This window comes from Streptomyces sp. NPDC001700 (genome assembly GCF_053596435.1).
Map to the genome: position 1 here is coordinate 133,731 of NZ_JBSFGE010000011.1, position 22,601 is coordinate 156,331.

Genomic DNA, 22,601 nt, shown 5'->3' on the forward strand with positions numbered 1-22,601 from the left:
AGTCTCCTCGGAAGAAACTGGGGGACAGGGGGGCGGTGGACTCAGGTGACGGCGCGCAGGGGCGCCAGGCCGTGCGGGATGGCCTGCCGGTCGGTGGCCAGCAGGCTCTGCGCCTCTTGCGCGGCGGACAGGCCGGTCTGGATCGCGGTCTCGGTGTAGAGGGTGCCGAGGTAGTCACCGGCCAGGAGCACCCGGCCGCTGCGGCGGGTCAGGGTCTGCTGCAACGCCCCGCGGCCGGGGAAGCAGTAGGGCGAGCCGGTGGGCCAGCGCTGGACCTCGGCCTCGACGACGTGGTCGGCGCAGCCCGGCAGGACCTGGTCCAGGTCGGCGAGGTAGGTCCGGCGGATGTCGTCGTCGTCGCGTTCGAGGAGCGACCGCGCCAGAGTGCCCGGCGAGAAGGCCATGACGCTGCTGCCGGGACGGCGCTCCGGCTCCAGACCGCGCGCGATGTTCGACATGTTCAGCAGGACGTTGAAGGACCGCTTCGGCGTCGCGATGGCGTAGGCGCCGTCCCACTTCTGACGCTCGGTCTCGTCGGTGAGGAACGCCGCGCTCACATACGGGCCGTAGACGATCTTCGACAGGGCCTCTCGGACGTCGCGGTCGAGGTCGACCGCGATCCGGTGGCTGACGGTCGCGGGAGTGGCCAGGACCACGCAGCGGGCCTCGACCTCTTGCGCGGCGCCGTCCTGCCGGTAGCGGACGACGACCGAGCCCTTCTTCTGGACGATCTCGTCGACGGCCGCGTTCCGCCGCACCCGGTCCGACAGGGCCGCGGCGATGCCCTCGGTGAGGGTGGAGGGGCCGCCGAGGATGCTCTGGGAGAGACCGGCGCCGATGTTCCACACCAGGCTGAAGTAGCCGACGCCCGCGCCTGCCGACAGCTGGTCGATGTCGGCGGACGAGCGGGTCACCGTGGGCTTGAACAGCGCCTCGGCGTCCTCCGGCAGATCGCCGATGAAGTCCTTGAAGGAACGGTCGTTCATGAACGCGTAGACCCGCCGCTGGCGGGCGGCCTCGTCCTCGCCGGGCCGCAACCGCACGATCCGCGCGTACTTGGCGACGGCGAGCGCGACCTTGGCACCGGCCTTCATCATCCCGGCGCGGGCGGACCACGGCATCGGGATCCGGAACGGATAGCTTTCCACCCGGCCGTTGAGAAGCAGCTTGCCGTTCATGGCCAGCCCGGCCAGCGATCCCGTCACCGGCGTGGAGTCGATGCCGGTGTCGCGCAGGAGCCACGCCGTGGAGGAGTTTCCGCCCGCGTAGACGTGTCCGCCCCAGTTGAGCCAGTACGGTCCGCGGCGCTCCGAGCGGATGCGTCCGCCGACCCGGCCCTCCGACTCCAGCACCAGCGTGTCCCAGTGCCGCAGGCGCCAGCCCGCGGACAGCCCCGCGATGCCGCCTCCGACGATCACTACGTCCTTCATCATGTCCTTCCCTAGCCGTTGCGGGGGGAGATGACTTGCGGTCAGACACTCGCCGGGCGCCCGGCGGTCTCGGCGCTCTCGCCGGTCCGGGTGGGCAGCGCGGCCGCTTCGTGCAGGGCCATGCCCCGGGTCTCGGGCGCCCACAGGACGGACACGAGGGCGCCGACGAGGCTGATCGCGGCGGCGGCGATCATGGTGCCGCCGATACCCCAGCTGGTCAGCGCCAGCGGGACGAGATAGGTCCCGACGGCGGCGCCGATACGGCTGACGGAGGAGGCCAGCCCGACGGCGGAGCCGCGTACTTCGGTCGGGAACAGTTCGTTCGGGTAGATCCACTGGAGGATCTGGGTGCCGCCGATGATGATCGCGTACAGGGCGAACAGGGTCATGATCACGCCCGACGGGGCGTGCGGGAAGATGCCGAGCAGCAGCAGGGCTAGGCCCGACCAGACGAAACTGTGGATGACCAGGGTGCGGCGGCCCATCCGGTTCACCCCGAGCAGGGCGATCACACAGCCGAGCAGGAACATGACGGTGATCAGCGCCTCCCCGATGTTGGCGAGGCCGCCTTCCAGCTGAAGCGCGTCCAGGATCTTCGGACCGAAGGCGTAGATGGCGAACAACGGGACCACGGAACAGGTCCAGAACACGGAGATGTACAGCATGCGTCCGCCGTAGCCGGAGCGCATGATCGCCTTGACGTCGACGTTCTCGTGCTCCTCCGACGTCAGGTCGGCGATCGTCGCGTCGGGACCGTACACCTGCTTGAGGACGGCCTCGGCCTCGTCGGTGCGGCCCTTGTTCGCCAGCCAGCGCGGCGACTCGGGCGTGCCATGGCGCAGCAGCACGATGACCGTGGCGGGCAGGGTGGCGCTGGCGAGCATCCACCGCCACCCGTCGTCACCGGTCGACAGCAGAAGCTCGCCGACGACGTACGCGGTGGCGGCGCCCACGAACCACATGACGACCAGGCCACCGAGCAGCGGCCCCCGGTAGCGGCGCGGTGTGAACTCGGCCAGCAGCGAGGTGGCGATGGGGTAGTCCGCGCCGACCGCCATGCCGATCAGCAGCCGCAGGACGAACAGCCACACCGGATCGGTGGCCCAGAACTGGGCGACCGAGCAGACGATGATGGCGATCAGGTCGATGGTGTACAGGAGCTGCCGGCCGAACTTGTCGGTCAGCCAGCCGCCCACGAAGGCACCGAGGAAGATGCCGATGAGCGCCGAGGCGCCGATGAGGCCCTGGGCGGAGTCGGACAGGTCCAGCTGTGGCGTGATCTGCACCATGGCGACGCCGATGATGCTCAGGACGTAGCCGTCGAGGAACGGTCCCCCGGAGGAGTACAGCGCCAGTTTCTTGTGGAAGCCCGACAGGGGAGCGTCATCCACTCTGTTTCCTGCGTTGCTTCCTGCGTTTGCGGTCATCACAGCCTCCGGGAGCGGTACCCGGACGGGCCCGGGGCAGGGCCGTCCGGTCCAGGTCGGGGTTGAGGTCGTGTTGTCGGCGGCCGCCGGATGGCAACGAAGTATGTGAACGCCAGGAGCGGCCAACAATGCCCGCGGCGCCCCGCCCGGCCCGGGGGTACAGCCGAATCAGAAGTTCGGCTACGGTTGCCGCCATGGTCGGCCGCCCCCGCGACGCCGTGGTCCTCACCGAGGACGAACGGGCCGCACTGCTGACGTGGACCCGCAGCCGCAGCTGCTCGCAGGCCCGGGCGCTGCGCGCGCGGATCGTGCTGGCCTGCGAGGACGAGCCCACCAACACCGGCGTGGCCAGGCGCCTCGGCATCTCCCGCGACATGGTCGGCACGTGGCGCGCCCGCTTCCTCGCCGAACGGCTGGCGGGCCTGGACGACCAGCCCCGGCCCGGGCGGCCTCCCGCCGCGGACGACGACACCGTGGCCCATGTCCTCGTCCGCACCCTCACCCCGCCACCGCCCGGTGCCGGACAGGCCTGGTCGACCCGTTCCATGGCCGCCGAAACCGGCCTGAGCCAGAGCACCGTGAGCCGGATCTGGCGGGCCTACGGCGTCCGGCCGGGGGCGGGCGCCACGGTCGGGCCGCGCCGGGCGTGGTCCCTGCCGGACCGCGCCGGGGAGGTGGTCGGTCTGTTCATCGCCCCGCCGGTGTGCGTGCTCGCCGTGGCGGCCCGGACGGGTCGTCGGGGCGCCGTACGACGGGCCGGGGGCGTACGTACCTCCGTGGCGGCCTCCGCGGCCCGGCTGTTCGGCCAGGACCGGGATGTGCCCCATGTACTGGCCGTGGCCTGCGCGTTCGCGGCCCTGCGGGGCGCGCGGCACCCGGGGGACACGCCGTGGACGGACCACTCCGCGCTGCGCGCGTTCCTGGAGCGGGCGAGGGCGGCGGCGGACACCGGGGGAGTGGTGCACCTGCTGGCGTACGGTCTGCCCGCCGAAAGCTCCGGCGCCCCCGAATCGCCGGAAGCGGCCGCGTCCTCCCGGCTGCGATGGCACCACCCGCCCGGCCCGGCCGCGTGGACCGATGAGACCCGGCGCCTCTTCGCCGCCGGTGCCCACCACCCTCCCGAGGCCGCGCCCGGTGTGCCCCGCCTCCGGGACCCGCTGCTGAGCTGGTCCACCACCTGGACCCCCGCCGCGGCCGCCTTCACCCGGATCGCCGCGCCGCGCCCCGCGTACGACACCCCGGCCATCTGCGGCTCCGACAGTGACTCGAACGTCCCCGCGGCGTGCGCATCCGGCCACTCCGCCACCCCCGGAGCGGCGCCGGTCACATCGCCCGATGCCCCGCCGCCCGGTGCCCCCAGCACGACGGATCCCGTGGTCGGCCTGTTGCGCGAAGCCCTCCTCGCCGGTCCCCTCCGGCCCGGCGACCGCGTCCGGGAGGCGCCGCTCGCGGCCCGCCTCGGCCTCTCGCGCCGGGCCGTCCGCGCGGGGCTGCGGGCGCTGTCCGAGGAGGGCATGCTCGACCTGCTGCCGGGCGGCGCGACCGCCGTCCCCGCCGTCACGACGAAGGACGTCCTGGACCTCTACGCCTTGCGCGCCAGCCTGGGCGCGCTGCTCATCCGGCGCGTCGCCATGCTCGGGCCCGAGTCGCTCGCCCCGGCCTCAGCGGCCCTGGCGGAGGTCCGCGCCGCCGCCCGGGACGGCGATGACGCCCGGGTGCGGGAAGTCGACTTGTGGTTTCAGGACGCCCTCGCCCGCACCGCCGACCTCCCGCAGGCGGCCCACACCTTCGAACGCCTCACGGCCCGGCTGCGCATGTTCGTCACCGTGCTGGACATGGACTACAGCCAGGCGTGCGACACCATCACCGACGAAGACACCGGCGTCTACGAGGCGTTGTGTGACGCCGACGGGAACGAGGCGGCCCGGCTGTGGCGGGTCAAGATCGAACGCTGCGTCCGCTTCATGATCGCCCAACTCCCCGAGGACGACGCCGCCCCGCATCTGTGGACCACCCTGGCGGGCAGGCCCCGCACACGCCGGGACGACGGGCACTGACACGTAAGTGGGCTCCGGAGGCCGTCTCAGATCGCGGCGCGAATGGCCCGTTCGAAGCCCTCGACATGGTCGCGCGCGAGCTGCGCCGCCTTCTCGGAATCCCCGGCGACGACCGCCTCGATCAGCGGCCCGTGCTCCTCGACGTGACCGGCCATGTCGGAGAGGCGGTCGATGAACAGACACCAGATGCGGGTGGCCAGGTTGTCGTGGCGGACGAGGGTGTCCTCGAGGTACGGGTTGTGGGTGGCGGCGTAGATGGCGCGGTGGACCTGGAGGTCCAGGCGCATGAGGTCGTCGGCGTCGTACCCACGGGCGTCCACGTGTCCCAGCTCCCGTAGCGCGGCCGTCAGGGCCGCCCGGTCGGCGGCCGTGGCGCGGCGCGCGGCCTGCGCGGCGGCCAGGGGTTCCAGCTCCTGGCGCACCTCGGAGATGTGGGCGAGGTCGGTGATGTTGACGTCGGTGGCGAAGGTGCCGCGCCGGGGGTAGGTCGTGATCAGCCGCTCGTACTGGAGCCGCTTCAGCGCCTCGCGCACCGGTGTCCGCCCGACGCCGAGGGACTGGGCCAGCTGGTCCTCGTTGATCGGTGCGCCCGGGCGGATGTCGAGCATGACGAGCCGGTCGCGGATGGCGCGGTAGGCGCGCTCGGCGAGGGACAGCTCCTCGCCCCCCGGCTCGGTCGCCACGTGCCGCATGAAGAGCCCCCTTGACCTGTTCGGCGAGCTCCCATACCTTACCGCAGAGGCTGATATATCAGTTGCCCATTAGTTGGCTCTCAGGATGGTGCACAGATGGCAACGAACCCGTCGATCACCACAATCACCTCCCCCACCTCCCTTCTCTCCTCCCCGCTCCGCGATCTCGACCCGGATGTCGCCGCCGCGGTGGACGCCGAGCTGCACCGCCAGCAGTCGACCCTGGAGATGATCGCCTCGGAGAACTTCGCTCCGGCCGCGGTCATGGAGGCCCAGGGCTCGGTCCTGACCAACAAGTACGCCGAGGGCTACCCCGGCCGCCGCTACTACGGCGGCTGCGAGCACATCGACGTGGTCGAGAAGCTGGCCATCGCCCGGGTGAAGCAGCTCTTCGGCGCGGAGGCCGCCAACGTCCAGCCGCACTCGGGCGCCCAGGCCAACGCGGCCGCCATGTTCGCGCTGCTGAACCCCGGCGACACGATCCTCGGGCTCGACCTGGCGCACGGCGGCCACCTCACCCATGGCATGCGCGTCAACTACTCCGGCAAGCTCTACAACGTCGTGCCCTATCACGTGCGCGAGTCCGACATGCGCGTCGACATGGCCGAGGTCGAGCGGCTCGCGCTCGCCCACCGCCCCAAGATGATCGTCGCCGGGTGGTCGGCCTACTCCCGGAGGCTGGACTTCGCCGCGTTCCGGCGCATCGCCGACGAGGTCGGCGCGTATCTGCTGGTGGACATGGCGCACTTCGCCGGTCTGGTGGCCGCGGGCCTCCACCCGAGCCCGGTGCCCTACGCCGACGTCGTGACGACCACCACCCACAAGACCCTCGGCGGCCCGCGCGGCGGTGTGATCCTCAGCCGCGCCGACCTGGCGAAGAAAATCAACTCCGCGGTCTTCCCGGGCCAGCAGGGCGGACCGCTGGAACACGTCATCGCGGCCAAGGCGGTGGCCTTCAAGGTGGCGGCGGGCGCGGAATTCACCGAGCGCCAGCGGCGCACCCTGGCCGGTGCCCGCATCCTCGCCGGACGGCTGCTGTCGGACGACGTGGCCGAGGCCGGGATCACAGTGCTGACCGGCGGCACCGAGGTCCATCTCGTCCTCGTCGACCTGCGCGGCTCCGCGCTCGACGGGCAGCAGGCCGAGGACCGGCTGCACCGCATCGGCATCACCGTCAACCGCAACGCGGTGCCGTTCGACCCGCGCCCGCCGATGGTCTCCTCCGGGCTGCGGATCGGCACCCCGGCCCTGGCCGCCCGGGGCTTCGGCGACACGGAGTTCCGGGAGGTGGCGGACATCATCGCCCAGGCCCTGAAGGACGACCGGTTCGGCGACGAGAGCACGGGCCCGCTGCGTGCCCGGGTCGAAAAGCTCGCCGGTGCGTTCCCCCTCTACCCCCACCTCAACGCCCCCACCTGAACGGAGACGCGGCATGACCACCCAGCCGCTGCCGGAGCACCCGGACTTCCTCTGGCGCAACCCCGAGCCGCGCTCCTCCTACGACGTCGTCATCGTCGGCGCGGGAGGCCACGGCCTCGCCACCGCCTACTACCTCGCCAAGAACCACGGCATCACCAACGTGGCCGTCCTGGAGAAGGGCTGGCTGGCCGGTGGCAACATGGCGCGCAACACCACGATCATCCGCTCCAACTACCTGCTGGACGAGAGCTCGGCCATGTACGAGCACGCGCTCGGCCTGTGGGAGCGGCTTCCGGAGGAGCTGGGGTACGACTTCCTGTTCAGCCAGCGCGGTGTCCTCAACCTCGCGCACACCCTGCAGGACGTGCGCGAAGGTGTGCGCCGCGTGGGCGCCAACCGCCTCAACGGTGTCGACGCCCAGTGGCTCACCCCGGACGAGGTGGCCGAGGTGTGCCCCATCCTCAACGTCTCGCCCCGCACCCGGTATCCGGTCCTCGGCGCCACCTTCCAGCCGCGGGCCGGGATCGCCAAGCACGACCATGTCGCCTGGGCGCTGGCCCGGCGGGCCGACGAACTGGGCGTAGACCTGATCCAGGGGTGCGAGGTCACCGGCTTCGTCAAGGACGGCGACCGGGTCGTGGGCGTCGAGACCAGCCGCGGCCGTATCCTCGCGGGCCGGGTCGGCCTCGCGGCCGCCGGGCACAGCAGCGTCCTGGCCGAGCTGGCCGGTTTCCGGCTGCCGGTGCAGTCACACCCCCTCCAGGCGCTGGTTTCGGAGCTGCACGAGCCGGTGCACCCCACCGTGGTGATGTCGAACCACGTGCACGTCTACGTGTCCCAGGCGCACAAGGGCGAGCTGGTGATGGGCGCCGGTGTCGACGCGTACAACGGCTACGGGCAGCGCGGCTCGTTCCATGTGATCGAGCAGCAGATGGCGGCAGCCGTCGAGCTGTTCCCCGTCTTCGCCCGGGCGCATGTGCTGCGCACCTGGGGCGGCATCGTGGACGTCACCCCGGACGCCTCCCCGGTCATCGGCGCCACCCCCGTCGAGAACCTCTACGTCAACTGCGGCTGGGGCACCGGTGGTTTCAAGGCCACCCCGGCCGCGGGCTGGACCTTCGCGCACACCATCGCCACCGGCGAGCCGCATCCGCTGAACGCCCCCTTCGCCCTCGAACGCTTCACGACGGGCGCACTGATCGACGAACACGGCGCCGCGGCCGTGGCCCACTGAGGAGAACACCGTGCTGCTGATCACCTGCCCATGGTGCGGTCCTCGCGACGAGGCCGAATACCACTACGGGGGACAGGCCCACGTCCCCTACCCCGGAAACACCACGGACCTCACCGACGAGCAGTGGGCCGCGTACGTCTTCTACCGCGACAACCCCAAGGGGCCCTTCGCCGAGCGGTGGACGCACAGCACCGGCTGCCGCCGCTGGTTCAACGCCCTGCGCGACACCGCGAGTTACCAGGTGCTCGCCACCTACCGGCTCGACGAGCCCCGCCCCGCACTGCCCCAGACCGGAGGGAACCGATGACCCAGCGTTTCCGGCTCCCCCATGGGGGCCGTATCGACCGCGCCACCACACTGCGGTTCACCCTCGACGGCCGGGAGCTGACCGGCCACCCCGGGGACACCGTCGCCTCGGCCATGCTGGCGAACGGGCTCATGGGGGTCGCCCCGTCGATCTACCGAGGCCGTCCGCGCGGCATCGTCGCCGCGGGCGTCGAGGAGCCCAACGCCCTGCTGCGGATCGACGGCCCGTGCGCGGAGGGCATGCTGCCCGCCACGACGGCGGAGCTGTACGACGGGCTGTCCGCCACCACGCTGTCCGGGATGAGCCGCCTCGACCCGGCGCCCGACCCTGCCGTCTACGACAAGAAGTACGTCCACACCGACGTCCTCGTCATCGGCGCGGGGCCCGCCGGGCTCACCGCCGCCACCGCCGCCGCGGGCGCCGGAGCCCGGGTGATCCTCCTCGACGAGCAGCCCGAACCGGGCGGTTCGCTGCTCTCCGGGCGCACCGAGACGGTCGGCGCGCGGACCGCCCTCGCCTGGGCCGCCGAGGCCGGCGCGGCCCTCGACGCCGCCCCCGAGGTCGTCGTCCTGCGGCGCACCACCGCGTTCGGCAGCTACGACGACAACTATGTGCTGGCCGTGCAGCGCCGCACCGACCACCTCGGCGCCGACGCCCCCCAGCCGTCCGACGGGGTCTCACGCCAGCGGCTGTGGCACATCCGGGCCCGCCAGGTGGTCCTGGCCACCGGCGCCCACGAACGTCCGCTGGTGTTCGCCGGAAACGACCGGCCCGGGGTGATGCTGGCCGCGGCCGTGCGCGCGTACCTCAACCGGTACGCCGTGGCCCCGGGCACCCGGGCCGTAGTGAGCACCACCAACGACAGCGCCTACGACACGGTCGCGGATCTGCACGCGGCCGGAGTCGACATCGCCGCGGTGGCCGACGCGCGCCCCGCACTGTCCCACCGGGCCGCCGAGGTGGCCGTGGCCACCGGGGCGCGGGTGCTGACGGGCAGCGCGGTGGTGGCCACCTCGGGCGAGCACCGTCTCACCGGCGTCACCGTCCAGGCCCTGGACGACGACGGCCAACTCATCGGCGAAGCAGAGGCGTTGGACTGCGATCTGCTGGCCGTCTCGGGCGGCTGGACCCCGGTGGTGCACCTGCACAGCCAGCGCCAGGGCAGGCTGCGCTGGGACGACGGCCTGGCCGCCTTCGTGCCCGAGGGCACCGTACGGGACCAGCGGGTCGTCGGCGCGGCCAGGGGGACGTACGGCCTCGATGGCTGTCTGGCCGAAGGGGCGCGGGCCGGTGCGCGGGCCGCGACGGACGCCGGATTCCCGGTCCCCGTACCGCCATCCGACGAGGCGCGGTCCGAGGCCGGCCCGGTGCGCCCGCTGTGGCTGGTGCCCGCGCCCGAGGGCGAATCCGCCACCGGGGACACCCACTTCGTGGACCTGCAGCGCGATGTGACGGTCGCCGACGTCCGGCGGTCGGTCGGCGCCGGGATGCGCGGCGTCGAACACGTCAAGCGCTACACCTCGCTCGGTACGGCCAACGACCAGGGCAAGACGTCCGGCGTCAACGCCATCGGGGTGATCGCCCAGGCCCTCGGCACGGGCGCGTCACCCGGCGACATCGGCACCACGAGCTACCGGGCGCCGTACACGCCGGTGGCCTTCGCCGCCCTGGCCGGGCGTGAGCGCGGCGAGCTGTTCGACCCGGAGCGCACGACCTCCATCCACCGCTGGCACCTCGAACACGGCGCGGTGTTCGAGGACGTCGGGCAGTGGAAGCGCCCCCGGTACTACCCCGGGCCCGGCGAGGACATGGACACGGCCGTGGCCCGCGAGTGCCGCGCGGCCCGTGACGGGGTGGCGTTCATGGACGCCACCACCCTCGGCAAGATCGAGATCTGGGGCGCGGACGCGGGCGAGTTCCTGGGCCGTATCTACACCAACGGCTTCAAGAAGCTGAAGCCCGGCATGGCCCGCTACGGCGTGATGTGCAAGCCCGACGGAATGATCTTCGACGACGGTGTGACGCTGCGCCTGGACGAGAACCGCTACTTCATGACCACCACGACCGGCGGCGCCGCCGGGGTCCTGGACTGGCTGGAGGAGTGGCTGCAGACCGAGTGGCCCGAACTCGACGTCCACTGCACCTCGGTGACCGAACAGTGGACCACCATCGCCGTCGTCGGCCCCCGGTCCCGCGATGTCGTCGCCCAGCTCGCACCCGACCTCGACCTGTCCGCCGACGCGTTCCCCTTCATGGCCTTCCGCGAGACCACCCTCGCCTCCGGCGTTCCGGCCCGTATCTGCCGGATCTCCTTCTCCGGCGAACTCGCCTACGAGATCAACGTGTCCGCCTGGTACGGCCACGCGGTGTGGGAGGAGGTGTACGCGATCGGCCGACCTTACGACATCACCCCGTACGGCACCGAGACCATGCACGTCCTGCGCGCCGAGAAGGGCTACATCATCGTCGGCCAGGACACCGACGGCACCGTCACCCCTGGGGACGCGGGCATGTCCTGGGTGGTCTCCAAACAGAAGGACTTCGTCGGCAAGCGGTCCTACGCCCGCGCCGACACCGCCCGCCCCGACCGCAAACAGCTGGTCGGCCTGCTGCCGAGCGACGGCACGACCCGGCTGCCCGAGGGCGCCCAACTCATCGCGTCGGACGCCCCCTTGGACACGGTGCCCGTGCCGATGCTCGGCCACGTCACCTCCAGTTACCACAGCCCGGCCCTCGGCCGCCCCTTCGCCCTCGCCCTCGTCGCGGGCGGGCGGGAGCGGATCGGGCAGACCCTGCTCGCCCCGGTGGGCGAGGAGCTGGTGCCCGTCCTGGTGGCCGACTCCGTCCTCTACGACCCCGAAGGGACCAAGCGCGATGGCTGAGCTGACCGCCCCCGGCCCGGTGCACCTGCGCCGCAGCCCCCTGTCCCATCTGGAGTCGCGGATGCGCGCCGCCGCCGTCACGGGCGCCCGTGGCGTCCGGCTCGCCGAGTGGCCGTTCCTCACCATGGTGAACCTGCGCGTCGCCCCCGAATCCGACGCCGCCGACCGCATCGGCAAGACCCTGGGGGCGCCGCTCCCGCAGCGCTGCGGCCACACCGCCGCCTCCGGGCCCCACACGGTCCTGTGGCTCGGCCCCGACGAGTGGCTCGTGGTGTCACGGACCGACGGGCCCTCCGTGGCCACCGAGTTGCGGGAAGCACTCGCCGGAGACCCCGGCTCGGTGGTGGACCTCTCGGCGAACCGCACCACCCTGGAACTGAGCGGCCCGGCCGCCCGTCAGGTGCTGGAGAAGGGCTGCCCGCTGGACCTGCACCCCCGGGCCTTCGGCCCCGGCCAGGCGGTGTCGACCACGGTGGGCCCGGTCGCGGTGCTGCTCTGGCAGGTCGACGACGCGCCGACGTACCGGCTGCTCCCACGGTCCTCGTTCGCCGACTATCTGGCGCGGTGGCTCATCGACGCGATGAACGAATACCGCGCCCCCGAGATCCCGTAGCGGAGAATCCCTCGCCGTACCTCAGGAGATGCGGTCACACCCTGACCGCATCTCCTGAGATCGTGCGTTCCGCACACACGGAACCGAAGGGAACACGCGCCACGATGACCGTTCTGGACACCCGGGCGCTGGGCCGCGCCACGCTGGCCCGGCAGTCGCTGCTCGACCGCGCCGACGTACCCGTGCGCGACGCCGTCGCGCACCTCGGCGGTCTGCAGGCGCAGGAGCCACAGGAACCGTTCACCGGCCTCTGGTCGCGGCTGCGCGCGTTCGACCCGGCGGCACTGGACGCCCTGCTGACCGGGCGGAGCGTGGTGCGCACCCACCTCATGCGCCGCACCGTTCACCTCGTCACCGCCGACGACGCCCTGGCGTGGCGGTCCCGCCACGACCCCATGCTGCGCCAGCGGGTGTTGGGCGTCTACCGCACCGAACTCGACGGGGTCGACCTCGGCGAACTCGCCGCGGCGGGCCGCGCGGTGCTGGCCGACGGCGAGCCCCGCTCGATGCCCGAGGTCGCACGCGCCCTCGCCGACCGCTGGCCCACGGTGGGTACGCGGGCACTGGGCGAGATGGTGATGGCCGCCCTCGTCCCGGTCGTGCAACTGCCGCCGCGCGGACTGTGGCGCGTGAAGTCGGGGGTGCGCAACACCCCGCTCGCCCGCTGGCTGGGCCGCGAGCCCGAGCCGCCCGCTCCGGAGGGGACCGACCCGGTCGGCGAGGAGCTGGTACGCCGCTATCTGGCCGCGTTCGGCCCCGCGGCCTCGGCCGACCTGCGCGCCTGGTGCGGCCTCGCCGGACTGCCCGCCGCCGTGGCCGCCGTCCGCGCGGAGCTGGTCACCTTCCGCGACGCGCGCGGCCGCGAACTGCTCGACCTGCCCGACGCGCCGCGCCCCGACCCCGACACTCCCGCGCCGGTGCGGTTCCTGCCCGCGTTCGACAACGCGGTCCTCGGCTATCACGACCGCGGCCGGATCATCGACGACGCCCACCGTGGCCTGTCCGTCGCGGGCGCCCGCGTGGTGCTGGTGGACGGCCGGGTCGCCGCCACCTGGACCGCCGACGCGGGCACTGTGACCGTCACCCCGCTGCGCGGCTTCACCCGCGCCGAGCGCACGGCCGTCACGGAGGAGGGCCGGGCCTTGTCGTCGTTCCTGTCCGACGACGACAGCGACCGCATCAAGATCGCCACGCCGTAACGCCGCGCGGCGGGCTTACGATCGCGGCATGGTCAACGGAGTGATGTTCGACTTTTCCGGAACGCTGATGCGCGTCGAGTCGGTCACGGAATGGCTCGGCGCCGTCCTGACGGAGGCCGCCGTCCCCGCGGACGGCGACACGTTCTCCGACTGGGTGCGACAGCTGACGGAGTACGGAGCACTTCCCGGCGAACCGGCACCCCGGCGCGTTCCCCCGCACCTCGAATCCCTTTATCGCGCACGAGATCTGAGCGCACATCAGCACCGCGCCGCCTACTCGGCGCTCATCGCGGAGGCTGGTCTGCCGACGGCCGAGCTGGTACGGGCGCTCTACGACCGCCACAAGACCCCCGCCGCGTGGCGGCCCTACCCGGACACCGAGGCAACGCTGCGGGAACTGCGCCGACGCGGCATCCCGGTGGCCGTGGTCAGCAACATCGGCTGGGACCCGCGGCCGGTGTTCCGGGCGCATGAACTGGACGGACTGGTTGACGCGTACGTGCTCTCCTACGAGCTGGGCGCGCAGAAGCCCGACCCCGCCATCTTCCAGGCCGCCTGCGACACGCTCGGCCTCGCCCCCTCCGAGGTGCTGATGGTCGGCGACGACCGCACCGCGGACGGCGGCGCGCGGGCGCTGGGCTGCGCGGTGCATTTCGTCGACCACCTGCCGGTCGACCAGCGCCCGGCAGGGCTCGCGCCCGTCCTGGAGCTCCTCGGCTGAGCCCTCCTCGGTCTGGCACGCAGAGCGTTACTGAAGGGCGTTGCGGCCGTTCCCCAGTTCCATCGCCGGGGGAGGTGGGAGAGCGCCAGGGCGCTGTGCCCGGAAACCCGCGAAGAGATAGGCGAGCAGTCGCCGGGAGGCGGCCCTCTTCGGCGCAGTCGCGTTCGTGATCGTGGTCCAGGGCATCGGGAAACCCGTCCAGGAATACGGGGGCGAAGCCACGGTCGGTCACCTGCGTGGTGCACATCCTCTCCAAGAGTGCGTACAGGCCGTGCCCGGGATCAGGGTCGGTAAGGGCATCGTCGAAGGCTGCCGCGCACAGGGCGAGTTGCTCGGCGAAGGCGGCGGTGGCAAGGGCGGTGCGGGTGGGGAAGCGGCGGTAGAGGGTGGCCACGCCGACACCGGCGCGGCGGGCGACCGCGCTCATGGGGGCGTCGATGCGCCGAGAACACCTCGCGCGCGGCTTCGAGAATGCGTTTCCGATTGCGCCGGGCATCGGCGCGCAGACCCGGCGGGTCCGCGTCGCCGGGCACATCGCCGACGTGCCCGGACGGCTTGTGAGAAGGCTGAGGAGGCAATATCTCTCACTTCGAACCAAATGGATGATGCCGTCCATTTACCGGTTTAGCGTGAGCGTACCAGCGGGCGCACACAGGGCCTCCGCAGGTCCTCTACGTGGGCAAGCGGCCGACGCCGACCCCCGCCCCCGACGAGGTGCTGGTGCGGGTGCACGCCGCTAGCGTCAACGGCGGCGAGTTGCTCGATCGGGCCGGGAAAATGCGCTGGGTGACCGGCCGTACATTCCCCAAGACGAGCGGAATCGACTTCGCCGGGGAGGTCGCCGCAACCGGTTCGTCGGTCACCGGATTACGTGAAGGGGACCGGGTCTGGGGGCTGCTGGGGCGCAAGAGCGGCAGCATGGCCGAGTACGTCGCCGTACGCCCCCGACAGATCGCCCCCGCTCCAGCCAACCTCACCCCGGTGCAGGCCATCTCGCTGCTCACCGGCGGGGCCACGGCGGTGACCGCTCTGCGCGAGAAGGCCTTCATCAAACCTGGTGAGCGACTCCTGGCGCGCGGAGGCAGCGGCGGCGTGGGCAGTGTCACGGTGCAGATCGGCAAGCTCTACGGTGCCCATGTCGTCGCTCTCGCGGGTGGGAGGAACCTCGGCTTCGTCCGGGGCCTGGGCGCCGACGAAGCACTCGACTACCGGACGGCTCACCTCTCCGAGCTGGGCCGTTTCGACGTCATCGTCGACACCGTGGGCTCACAGCAGCCCCGCTTCCGCCGCCTGCTGGCACCCGGCGGGCGCATGGTCGCCGTCACCCCCGACTTCGACAGGCTATTCGCCAGCCTCGCCACCATCCTGGCCTCGACCATCCACGGGAGCGGACGCATACGCGCCTTCAGCGGCAACCCCGGCACCGAGCTGCTGACCGAGATCACCCGCTACGCGGAGCACGGCGACATCGTCCCCGTCGTGAACGCCGTCCATCCTCTCGACCGGATCGCCGACGCACACCGGGCCCTGGAAGCCGGTGGCGTCCGGGGCAAGCACATCATCCGGATCACGTGAGGGGCGAACACCACCGCGGCCCCCGACTCCGCTACGTCATCGGCGGGGGCCGCGGCCGGGGATGGATGGCGGGCTACAGGCCGTCTCGTACCATCGCGGCGACGATGTTGACGTGCCGGTCGGCGGCGGTCTGGGAGAACTCGTTGTCGTAGTTCAGGCCGTACGGCCAGAAGTGGCCGCCTCCGGCGGACAGCTTGGCGCTGGCGCCGTCGTACTGCCGGACGAGCCGGGTGGCCTCCGCGCCCTGCCAGGTGCCGCCGCTGGTGAGCGAGGCCCAACGGCCGCTCGTGCCGACGCCGATCGTGTGCGCGATCTCGTGCAGGGCGGTGCGCTCGGTCATATAGGCGCGGTTGCCGAACCGTATGGTCCCGTTGATGTTGCCGTCCGCCGTGGGGACACCCGGGTTGTACTGCACGGTGATGTTCTTGCCCAGGTCGCTCAGGTTGTTGTATCGGGCCACCGCGGCGTTCATGGCCGAGGTGATCCGGTTGTAGGCGTCCTGCTGGTCCGGGGTGGGGTTCGGGGCCTTCTGCAGCGACCAGGTGATGGTCGCCAACGCGGCCTGGGGCGCCCGCTGTTGAGCGGATATCGGCGCCTTCGTGGGGGCGGCGGCCTGCGCCATGGCCGGGGCGGCCATCGTGAACGTGGCGGCGGCCAGCGCGGCGGCCAGGGCTCGGCGTCTGGGGCGGGGTAACGACGTCATGTCCCGTACTCCTCGTGATGCGTGGGGGTGTGCGAGGTCGTTCGACCTTGTGCGGGTATTACGACAAGGCACGGGTGACGGTGTGTCAAGTTGTTGCGCACAGAAGCCACATCAGCGCGGCAGATCCTTGGCCATCAGCTGGAGCCGCCCGGCGAATTCGGTGAGCCCGGCCCGGTCGACGTTGCCGAAGCTGACCCGGAACACCTGGCGGTCGTCGGGCAGGAAGGCGGTGCCCGGGATGACGAGCGTGTCGTAGCGGGTGACGAGATCGCGTACGACGTCGTCGGTGGCGCGCCCGGCGAAGGGGTGGCGGACCCACCCGAAGAACCCTCCGCGGCTCAGCAGCTCGAAACCGCCAGGCCGGTCGGCCATCACGGTCTCCAGCCAGCGCCGCTTGCCGGTGACCTCGTCCGCGCGCGCACGCCGCCACTCCTGGGCCGAGGCCAGCCCGGCCCAGGCGGCCTCCTGCCCGACCCGCGGAGGGCAGATCGCCACGCAGTCGAGCAACTTCATCACCTCGCGGTTCAGCTCCGGCGACGCCACGACCGCGCCCACCCGGTAGCCGGGAATCGCCAGGTCCTTCGAGAAGCTGTGCAGGCTCACCAGGGTGCCCGCCCAGTCCGGCTCGGCGAACAGCTCGTGCGCGGGCTCCCCGGTGTCGCGGAACGAGCGGTAGGTCTCGTCAAGGATCAGCGCGATGTCGTGCCGCTTCGCCACCTCGTAGAAACCCGCGAGCACCTCCGGCGGAATCGTGACACCGCTCGGGTTGCCCGGGGTGACCAGCACGATCGCCCGGGTGCGCGGCGTGATGAGTGCTTCGGCCGCCTCCGGGCGGGGCACCAGGCCGGGCCCGGGCTCCAGATAGCGCGGCACGACGCCGTTCATCCGCAGCCACATGTCGTAGTTGAAGTAGTACGGGAGGGCTTCGATGACCTCGTCGCCCGGCTCGGTGAGCGCCTGGGCGACGAGGCAGAACGCCTGGTTGCAGCCCGCCGTGACCACCATCTGGTCCGGCCCCACCGGGCTCCCGTACCCGTGGCCGAGGTCGGCGGCGAAGGCCTCCCGCAGCCGGGGCAGCCCGGGGCTCGGCACATAGGCGGCGCCGTTCGGCTCGTGGGCGACCGTGGCGACGTGCTCGATCATCTCGTCCGCGGGCGGGTAACTCGGCGCGGCCTGGGCCAGATCGAGCAGCGCCCGCTCTCCGCTGCGACCCGCCAGCAGAGCGTAGGTCGCGCCCATCGGCGAATCGATCTCACGCACGGTTCGCGGGCTGAGTCGCACGTCGGCACTCCTTCGGGGCTGACTGGCCGTTGCCGTTTCACGGCGATGCTACCGATATCCGCCGGGTGCGCGACGGGTAGCGGCGGTACCGTGCCGCCATGTGCATTTCGACAGGTGAGGCCGCGTTCTCCGGCACGATCGTGTACTGCGGGCGGCAGCACCACCCGGTGCACGGCCTCATCCACGTGCTGGGCTACCAGAACACCGCCGTCAACCTGGCGGACGGGCCGAACGCCATGCTGCTGCACCTGCCCACGCGGCAGCTCACCCCCGGCCACTTCCTCTCCGCCGGACGCACCGGCGACGTGCTGCGGCGCATGGTCGCCGCCGTCGAATCCGCCACCGCCGCCGACGACGGCATGGCGTGGATGAGCGCGGAACCGCAGCCCGTCCAGGTCTTCGACCACGACGTCTACACGGTGCTCCTGGCCGCCGACCCCACCCTGATCCCCACCGCTCTGCACCAGGTGCCCTGGCGGCGGCGCCCACGCCTCGACCCGCACCTCCTGCGGTTCTACGCCGACCACTTCCCCGATCACACCATCGCCGTGTGCTGCTTCGACAACGCCGACGCGCGGCGTGCCAAGCCCCTGCTGCTGTGGTACCCGCCCCTCGACCCCGACCAGCTGACCGTGCCCGCGCTGGACAGCCACACCGGAGCGGCGCCGGACCTCGACGCCGGCGTGCCGGTGGACCACTGGGTCCTGCTCTCCACCGACCAGGCCCCCGCCGGCTGGGGCGAACCCGTCGACTACCCGCCCGCCATGCGCCATAATCTGCGCACCTTCCTCCCCACAGCCGTCATGGGCCGGTACTACGGCGAAGGGCAGACCCTGCCCAACGGGGACTTCACCATCAGCCACCGCGATCTGCTCACCGGCGACCTCGACCGCATCACGCGCCTCCAGCCGCCCCGACGCTGAACGGCGACCACGAACGTCCGTACGAGTGGCTAAAACCCACGCCTGTAAAGGAGTTGATGCGTCACACACGGACCGCAACTGAGTCATGCCATCGGGGCATCCGTATAGGACACATACCAGTAGCACCGAAGGAGCACTCCACGATGGCAACACCCCTGAGCGCCGACAGACTCCTGAAGGCCCTGCGCAACGAGGGCCTGACCGTCCACGAATACCGCAACTGGCGCTCGCACAACCGCAACTCCAAGGGCCCGTGGGGCCCGGTGAACGGTGTCATGATCCACCACACCGTCACCTCCGGCACCGCCAGCTCCGTCGAACTCTGTTACGAGGGCCACGCGTCGCTGCCCGGCCCGCTGTGCCACGGCGTCATCGACAAGAAGGGCGAGATCCACCTCGTCGGCAACGGCCGCGCCAACCACGCGGGCCTCGGCGACAACGACGTCCTGAACGCGGTGATCAACGAGACCAAGCTGCCGACCGACAACGAGGCCGACAAGGACGGCAACGCCCGCTTCTACGGCTTCGAATGCGTCAACCTCGGCGACGGCGACGACCCGTGGCCCGAGGCGCAGAAGCTGGCCATCGAGAAGGTGTCCGCCGCCATCTGCCGCGCCCACGACTGGAGCGAGCGGTCGGTGATCGGCCACCTGGAGTGGCAGCCCGGGAAGGTGGACCCCCGGGGCTTCACGATGAACTCCATGCGCACCCGCATCGCCAAGCGGCTCGGCGCCAAGCCGGACGGCCCGACCCAGCCCAAGCCGAAGCCCCCGGCCACGTACGAGCCCTTCCCGGGCGCCGACTTCTTCCGCGGCGGCCGCGTCAGCAAGATCATCACAGCCATGGGCAAGCGTCTCGTGGCCGAGGGCTGCGGCCGCTACGAGGAGGGCCCGAGCCCGGAGTGGACGGACGCCGACAAGAAGTCGTACGCCGCGTGGCAGCGGAAGCTGGGCTACTCCGGCGATGACGCCGACGGCATCCCGGGCAAGAAGAGCTGGGACAAGCTGCGCGTCCCGAACGTCTAGAACCCCCGTTCGGCGGCAGCGACTCATCGGCATTGGAGCCGCTTCGGCCCAGGCCGAGACGGCCCGGACGACGCGGGCAGCCGGATGGGAGTACTACAACTGGTACCTCAGCCAGAACAACTGCCTGGTCGCGGGCGGCGAACTCTCGAAGAACGACCCCAGCATCCGCCAGTACCGCTGCGACGGGGAAGAGGGTTCGTTCCGGTACCTCTACCTGTACCGGGCGTGAACCGCCCCGCCCCCACCTGACGAACCACGGCGCTCCACCGCCCCACGGTGAGAGGCGGTCCGGCCGGAGTCACCCGAGGCGACTCCGGCCGGATCTCGTTCCGTCTGGCTGGTCCTCCGCCGTGGACCAGCCGATCAGGGCGCCGCGGAGGGCGGACACCAGGCGGGTGGCGGCCTCGTCCTCCGTTCGTCCGCTCTTGATGAGGTCGAGGATGTCGCGGGGGTCGAACAGGGTGTTCCACAGATACAGGGCCGCGTCCCCCAGGTCGGCGAGGCCGAGTTCCTCGGTGGTCTGCCGCAGGGGCTCTTCGAGCGCCTCGGCCTGCGGGGCGAGGTAGCCGGTGCCCTCGCGCAGCCGCTCCAGGTAGCCGCGGTGCGAGCGCATCTGCGCCATCGCGCCGCCGTGTTCCAGGACGAGCGAGACCCAGTAGCGGGAGACCGCCTCCAGCTTGACCATGCCGGTGGTGGTCTGCCGCGCGCTGAACTCGCACAGTTCGGAGCCCACCTGTGACCGGAAGGCGTGCAGGATCTCCTCGACGGAGGAGAAGTGCCGGTACGCCGTCGCGGTGGACACCTCGGCGTGCTTGGCGATGTCGGCCAGGCTGACCTGGGTCGGCGAATTCTCGAACAGCCGCGCGGCGGCCTTGATGAGCTGCCTGCGGTTGCGCTCGGTGTCACTGCGCATCGGCCGACTCTCCTGTTGCATGTGAACCACCGTTCAGCGAAGGGCCGAGAGGCCGCGAGCCAGTCGTCGGACCCCCTCGGTGATGGATTCCGGGCTGGCAGGCAGCGTACGACAGCCGTACGTGCCCTTCGCCCCGGGCGCCGAACTCCTCGGATTCGTCGTCAGCGGACCGGCAGCCGGACGCCCAGCTCGGAGGCCGCCGCCTGCAGCAGCGGCACCATGGCGACCAAGTCGTCCATGCTGCGGCGGAAGGCGGGCGCGGCGGTGGACAGGGCGGCGAAGACGCTTCCGCCGGGCCGCAGGACGGGGACGGCGATGGCGCGCAAGCCCCGGTGGTGTTCCTCGTCGGCCGTGGCGTAGCCGCGCTCGGCGGCGTGGGCGACGGCCTCGCGCAGGACGTCGCGGTCGGTGATGCTGTTCGGCCCGTGCGGGGTCAGCTCGACCCGCTCCAGCAGGTCGGTGCGCACATCGTCGGGGGCGAAGGCCATCAGCACCTTGCCCATCGAGGTGCAGTGCAGCGGGCCGTGGCGGCCGGGATCGCTGCGCACGCCGACCGGCTGGGGGCCGTCCACGTAGTGCACGTACAGATGGCGCGTACCGTCGAGGACGGACATGAGGGTGGCTTCCTCGGTCTGCCGCGTCACGCGCTGCATCACGGGGAGCGCGGTACCGGCGAAGCCGTACACCTGGCCCGCCTGCTGGCCGAGCTGGAACAGCCGCAGCCCCGGCTTGTAGCGCTTGCCGTCGGCCTCGAACTCCACCAGGCCCTCCCGGCAGAGCGAGTTGACCAGCCGGTGCGAGGTGCTGACGGGGACGCCGCTCTCGCGGGCCAGGGCCGACAGCGTGATGCCGTGTGGGTGCTCGCCGACGAGGACGAGCAGCCGGATCGCCCGGCCGACGACATCGGCCGGTACGTCGCTGGTGGTCACGCTGTGCAAATTACCACTCCGCGGAATCGATTTTCACTCAGTGGTTGACATCACCCGGCGATCGTACTGACGATGCTTCCCATTGAATAGATGGATTTTCCACTCAGTGGAAAAATAAGGGAGTGGCGCATGACGCAGCGAGTACTCACCACCCGGCCCGCCCTGCCCGGCGGGGGTCTGGACCGGCTGGCGGCCCAGGCGGACCTGGTGCGCTGGGACGGCCACGGCAAGCCCGAACCGGCCGAACTGCACGCCCTCGCCGCCGGTGCGACCGGCATCCTCTGCCTGGGCAACGACCGGGTGGACGCCGCTCTGCTCGACGCGGCCGGGCCCTCCCTGAAGGTCGTCGGACTGGCCAGCATGGGCTTCGACGGCGTGGACCGGGACGCGGCGGCCGAGCGCGGCGTCGTCGTCACCCACACCCCCGGCGTGCTCGCCGAGACCACCGCCGACCTCACCTTCGGCCTCATCCTCATGGCCCGCCGCCGCCTGGGCTCCGCCCGCGACTCGCTCGCCGCCGGGCAGTGGGGCCTGTTCCGGATGGACGACTACCTGGGGCTGGACATCCACGGCGCCACCCTCGGCCTGGTCGGCTTCGGCCAGATCGGCCGCGCGGTGGCCCGCCGCGCCCAGGGCTTCGGCATGCGCCTGCTGCACCACGACCCCTTCGCGCCCGACGACACCCAGGACCCGCCCTCCAAGGCCGTGGACCTGACCACCCTGCTCGCCGAGGCCGACGTGGTCTCCCTGCACGTCCCCCTGACCCCGCAGACCCGCCACCTCATCGGCGCCGACGAGCTGGCGGCCATGAAGTCCACCGCCACCCTGGTCAGCACCTCCCGCGGCGGGGTCATCGACGAGGACGCCCTGCTCAGCGCCGTACGCGAGGGAACCATCCACTCGGCGGGCCTGGACGTCTACGAACGCGAACCCATGGGCGCCGACCTGTCGCCGCTGGCCGGTGAGCCGAACGTGGTGACCCTTCCGCACATCGGCTCGGCCACCGAGGCCACCCGGGCCGCCATGGTCGATCTCGCCGTCGACAACATCCTCGACGTGCTCGCGGACCGGCCCGCGACCACGCCGCTGCCGGGCAGCGCGGCCCGGCCCGGAGCCACGGCCCGCCCCTGAGACGGCCGTGGGGCGGACGGTGAAGGGGCCACCCCACTCGCACCGGTCGACGCGGTTACCGGGTTACCGCCGCCGCGTCGAACCGGAGCGGGTACGGAGTGTGCGCACGGCCTGCCGGACGACCGCCACGGCGGACACTC

At 71.7% G+C, this 22,601-nt stretch carries 19 protein-coding genes and 1 pseudogene; 12 read left to right on the forward strand and 8 right to left on the reverse strand.

Annotated features, from left to right (window positions below; genetic code table 11):
• Positions 1-41: 41 nt before the first annotated feature.
• Together ACWC5C_RS21615 and ACWC5C_RS21620 are read right to left on the reverse strand one after the other, a co-directional pair.
• Complete coding sequence (locus ACWC5C_RS21615; RefSeq protein WP_450877554.1) at positions 42-1,433, reverse strand: protoporphyrinogen/coproporphyrinogen oxidase; 1,392 nt, start codon at positions 1,431-1,433, stop codon at positions 42-44.
• A 38-nt stretch (positions 1,434-1,471) separates the two neighbouring features.
• Positions 1,472-2,821 (reverse strand): MFS transporter, encoded by a 1,350-nt coding sequence (locus ACWC5C_RS21620; protein WP_450877556.1) that lies wholly within the window; start codon positions 2,819-2,821, stop codon positions 1,472-1,474.
• A gap of 230 nt (positions 2,822-3,051) precedes the next feature.
• On the opposite strand from ACWC5C_RS21620, the gene ACWC5C_RS21625 reads away from it, so the two are divergent.
• Complete coding sequence (locus ACWC5C_RS21625) at positions 3,052-4,914, forward strand: helix-turn-helix domain-containing protein (RefSeq protein ID WP_450877558.1); 1,863 nt, start codon at positions 3,052-3,054, stop codon at positions 4,912-4,914.
• 26 nt (positions 4,915-4,940) lie between these two features.
• On the opposite strand, the gene ACWC5C_RS21630 is transcribed toward ACWC5C_RS21625, so the two are convergent.
• A complete protein-coding gene (locus ACWC5C_RS21630) occupies positions 4,941-5,606 on the reverse strand; it encodes a GntR family transcriptional regulator (RefSeq protein WP_450877560.1) in 666 nt (221 codons plus the stop codon).
• Between the two features lie 96 nt (positions 5,607-5,702).
• Between ACWC5C_RS21630 and glyA the strand changes: the two genes are divergently transcribed.
• The 7 genes from glyA (at position 5,703) to ACWC5C_RS21665 (ending at position 13,981) form a co-directional block, all read left to right on the forward strand.
• Positions 5,703-7,025: a serine hydroxymethyltransferase gene (gene glyA, locus ACWC5C_RS21635; protein WP_450877562.1), complete on the forward strand. Its 1,323-nt coding sequence runs from the start codon at positions 5,703-5,705 to the stop codon at positions 7,023-7,025.
• 13 nt (positions 7,026-7,038) lie between these two features.
• Positions 7,039-8,259, forward strand: coding sequence for a sarcosine oxidase subunit beta family protein (locus tag ACWC5C_RS21640; RefSeq protein WP_385446287.1), 1,221 nt, complete (start codon positions 7,039-7,041; stop codon positions 8,257-8,259).
• A 10-nt stretch (positions 8,260-8,269) separates the two neighbouring features.
• The gene (locus ACWC5C_RS21645; protein ID WP_450877564.1) at positions 8,270-8,566 is read left to right on the forward strand and encodes a sarcosine oxidase subunit delta; all 297 of its coding nucleotides are present in this window, start codon (positions 8,270-8,272) and stop codon (positions 8,564-8,566) included.
• The gene (locus tag ACWC5C_RS21650; protein ID WP_450877566.1) at positions 8,563-11,448 is read left to right on the forward strand and encodes a sarcosine oxidase subunit alpha family protein; all 2,886 of its coding nucleotides are present in this window, start codon (positions 8,563-8,565) and stop codon (positions 11,446-11,448) included. The genes ACWC5C_RS21645 and ACWC5C_RS21650 overlap by 4 nt, the downstream gene beginning before the upstream one ends.
• Entirely contained in the window at positions 11,441-12,061 is a 621-nt protein-coding gene (locus ACWC5C_RS21655; RefSeq protein WP_450877568.1) for a sarcosine oxidase subunit gamma, read from the forward strand. The genes ACWC5C_RS21650 and ACWC5C_RS21655 overlap by 8 nt, the downstream gene beginning before the upstream one ends.
• Before the next feature lie 104 nt (positions 12,062-12,165).
• Positions 12,166-13,260, forward strand: coding sequence for a winged helix DNA-binding domain-containing protein (locus tag ACWC5C_RS21660; protein ID WP_450877570.1), 1,095 nt, complete (start codon positions 12,166-12,168; stop codon positions 13,258-13,260).
• A gap of 28 nt (positions 13,261-13,288) precedes the next feature.
• Positions 13,289-13,981 carry an HAD family hydrolase gene (locus tag ACWC5C_RS21665; protein ID WP_450877572.1) on the forward strand — a complete coding sequence of 231 codons (693 nt, stop codon included), beginning with the start codon at positions 13,289-13,291 and terminating at the stop codon, positions 13,979-13,981.
• A 382-nt stretch (positions 13,982-14,363) separates the two neighbouring features.
• Here the strand turns inward: ACWC5C_RS21665 and ACWC5C_RS21670 are convergent.
• Positions 14,364-14,597, reverse strand: a pseudogene (locus tag ACWC5C_RS21670) (hypothetical protein); the annotation flags it as partial.
• A gap of 59 nt (positions 14,598-14,656) precedes the next feature.
• Between ACWC5C_RS21670 and ACWC5C_RS21675 the strand changes: the two are divergent.
• The gene (locus tag ACWC5C_RS21675) at positions 14,657-15,556 is read left to right on the forward strand and encodes an NAD(P)-dependent alcohol dehydrogenase (protein ID WP_450877574.1); all 900 of its coding nucleotides are present in this window, start codon (positions 14,657-14,659) and stop codon (positions 15,554-15,556) included.
• A gap of 73 nt (positions 15,557-15,629) precedes the next feature.
• Here ACWC5C_RS21675 and ACWC5C_RS21680 read toward each other — a convergent pair whose 3' ends face one another.
• Together ACWC5C_RS21680 and ACWC5C_RS21685 are read right to left on the reverse strand one after the other, a co-directional pair.
• Positions 15,630-16,259, reverse strand: a complete 630-nt coding sequence (locus ACWC5C_RS21680) for a hypothetical protein (RefSeq protein ID WP_450877576.1) — start codon at positions 16,257-16,259, stop codon at positions 15,630-15,632.
• 111 nt (positions 16,260-16,370) lie between these two features.
• Positions 16,371-17,540 carry an aminotransferase gene (locus ACWC5C_RS21685; RefSeq protein ID WP_450877578.1) on the reverse strand — a complete coding sequence of 390 codons (1,170 nt, stop codon included), beginning with the start codon at positions 17,538-17,540 and terminating at the stop codon, positions 16,371-16,373.
• 98 nt (positions 17,541-17,638) lie between these two features.
• Here ACWC5C_RS21685 and ACWC5C_RS21690 point away from each other — a divergent pair, with 98 nt between their 5' ends.
• On the forward strand, positions 17,639-18,463 hold the full coding sequence (locus ACWC5C_RS21690; RefSeq protein ID WP_450877580.1) for a hypothetical protein: 825 nt from the start codon (positions 17,639-17,641) through the stop codon (positions 18,461-18,463).
• A 143-nt stretch (positions 18,464-18,606) separates the two neighbouring features.
• Positions 18,607-19,488 (forward strand): peptidoglycan-binding protein, encoded by an 882-nt coding sequence (locus tag ACWC5C_RS21695; RefSeq protein ID WP_450877582.1) that lies wholly within the window; start codon positions 18,607-18,609, stop codon positions 19,486-19,488.
• Positions 19,489-19,786: 298 nt separating this feature from the next.
• Here the strand turns inward: ACWC5C_RS21695 and ACWC5C_RS21700 are convergent, their stop codons facing one another.
• Entirely contained in the window at positions 19,787-20,401 is a 615-nt protein-coding gene (locus ACWC5C_RS21700; RefSeq protein ID WP_450877584.1) for a TetR/AcrR family transcriptional regulator, read from the reverse strand.
• Between the two features lie 161 nt (positions 20,402-20,562).
• Positions 20,563-21,330, reverse strand: coding sequence for an IclR family transcriptional regulator (locus tag ACWC5C_RS21705; RefSeq protein WP_450877586.1), 768 nt, complete (start codon positions 21,328-21,330; stop codon positions 20,563-20,565).
• A gap of 129 nt (positions 21,331-21,459) precedes the next feature.
• Between ACWC5C_RS21705 and ACWC5C_RS21710 the strand changes: the two genes are divergently transcribed.
• Positions 21,460-22,461, forward strand: coding sequence for a 2-hydroxyacid dehydrogenase (locus ACWC5C_RS21710; protein WP_450877588.1), 1,002 nt, complete (start codon positions 21,460-21,462; stop codon positions 22,459-22,461).
• Positions 22,462-22,601 lie beyond the last annotated feature (140 nt).

What these genes read in the sequence shown, in the direction of transcription:
- ACWC5C_RS21615 (WP_450877554.1), bottom strand. Translation starts at nt 1,433, where the DNA reads ATGATGAAGGACGTAGTGATCGTCGGAGGCGGCATCGCGGGGCTGTCC.
- ACWC5C_RS21625 (WP_450877558.1), top strand. Translation starts at nt 3,052, where the DNA reads ATGGTCGGCCGCCCCCGCGACGCCGTGGTCCTCACCGAGGACGAACGG.
- ACWC5C_RS21630 (WP_450877560.1), bottom strand. Translation starts at nt 5,606, where the DNA reads ATGCGGCACGTGGCGACCGAGCCGGGGGGCGAGGAGCTGTCCCTCGCC.
- glyA (WP_450877562.1), top strand. Translation starts at nt 5,703, where the DNA reads ATGGCAACGAACCCGTCGATCACCACAATCACCTCCCCCACCTCCCTT.
- ACWC5C_RS21640 (WP_385446287.1), top strand. Translation starts at nt 7,039, where the DNA reads ATGACCACCCAGCCGCTGCCGGAGCACCCGGACTTCCTCTGGCGCAAC.
- ACWC5C_RS21650 (WP_450877566.1), top strand. Translation starts at nt 8,563, where the DNA reads ATGACCCAGCGTTTCCGGCTCCCCCATGGGGGCCGTATCGACCGCGCC.
- ACWC5C_RS21655 (WP_450877568.1), top strand. Translation starts at nt 11,441, where the DNA reads ATGGCTGAGCTGACCGCCCCCGGCCCGGTGCACCTGCGCCGCAGCCCC.
- ACWC5C_RS21660 (WP_450877570.1), top strand. Translation starts at nt 12,166, where the DNA reads ATGACCGTTCTGGACACCCGGGCGCTGGGCCGCGCCACGCTGGCCCGG.
- ACWC5C_RS21665 (WP_450877572.1), top strand. Translation starts at nt 13,289, where the DNA reads ATGGTCAACGGAGTGATGTTCGACTTTTCCGGAACGCTGATGCGCGTC.
- ACWC5C_RS21680 (WP_450877576.1), bottom strand. Translation starts at nt 16,259, where the DNA reads ATGACGTCGTTACCCCGCCCCAGACGCCGAGCCCTGGCCGCCGCGCTG.
- ACWC5C_RS21690 (WP_450877580.1), top strand. Translation starts at nt 17,639, where the DNA reads ATGTGCATTTCGACAGGTGAGGCCGCGTTCTCCGGCACGATCGTGTAC.
- ACWC5C_RS21695 (WP_450877582.1), top strand. Translation starts at nt 18,607, where the DNA reads ATGGCAACACCCCTGAGCGCCGACAGACTCCTGAAGGCCCTGCGCAAC.
- ACWC5C_RS21700 (WP_450877584.1), bottom strand. Translation starts at nt 20,401, where the DNA reads ATGCGCAGTGACACCGAGCGCAACCGCAGGCAGCTCATCAAGGCCGCC.
- ACWC5C_RS21710 (WP_450877588.1), top strand. Translation starts at nt 21,460, where the DNA reads ATGACGCAGCGAGTACTCACCACCCGGCCCGCCCTGCCCGGCGGGGGT.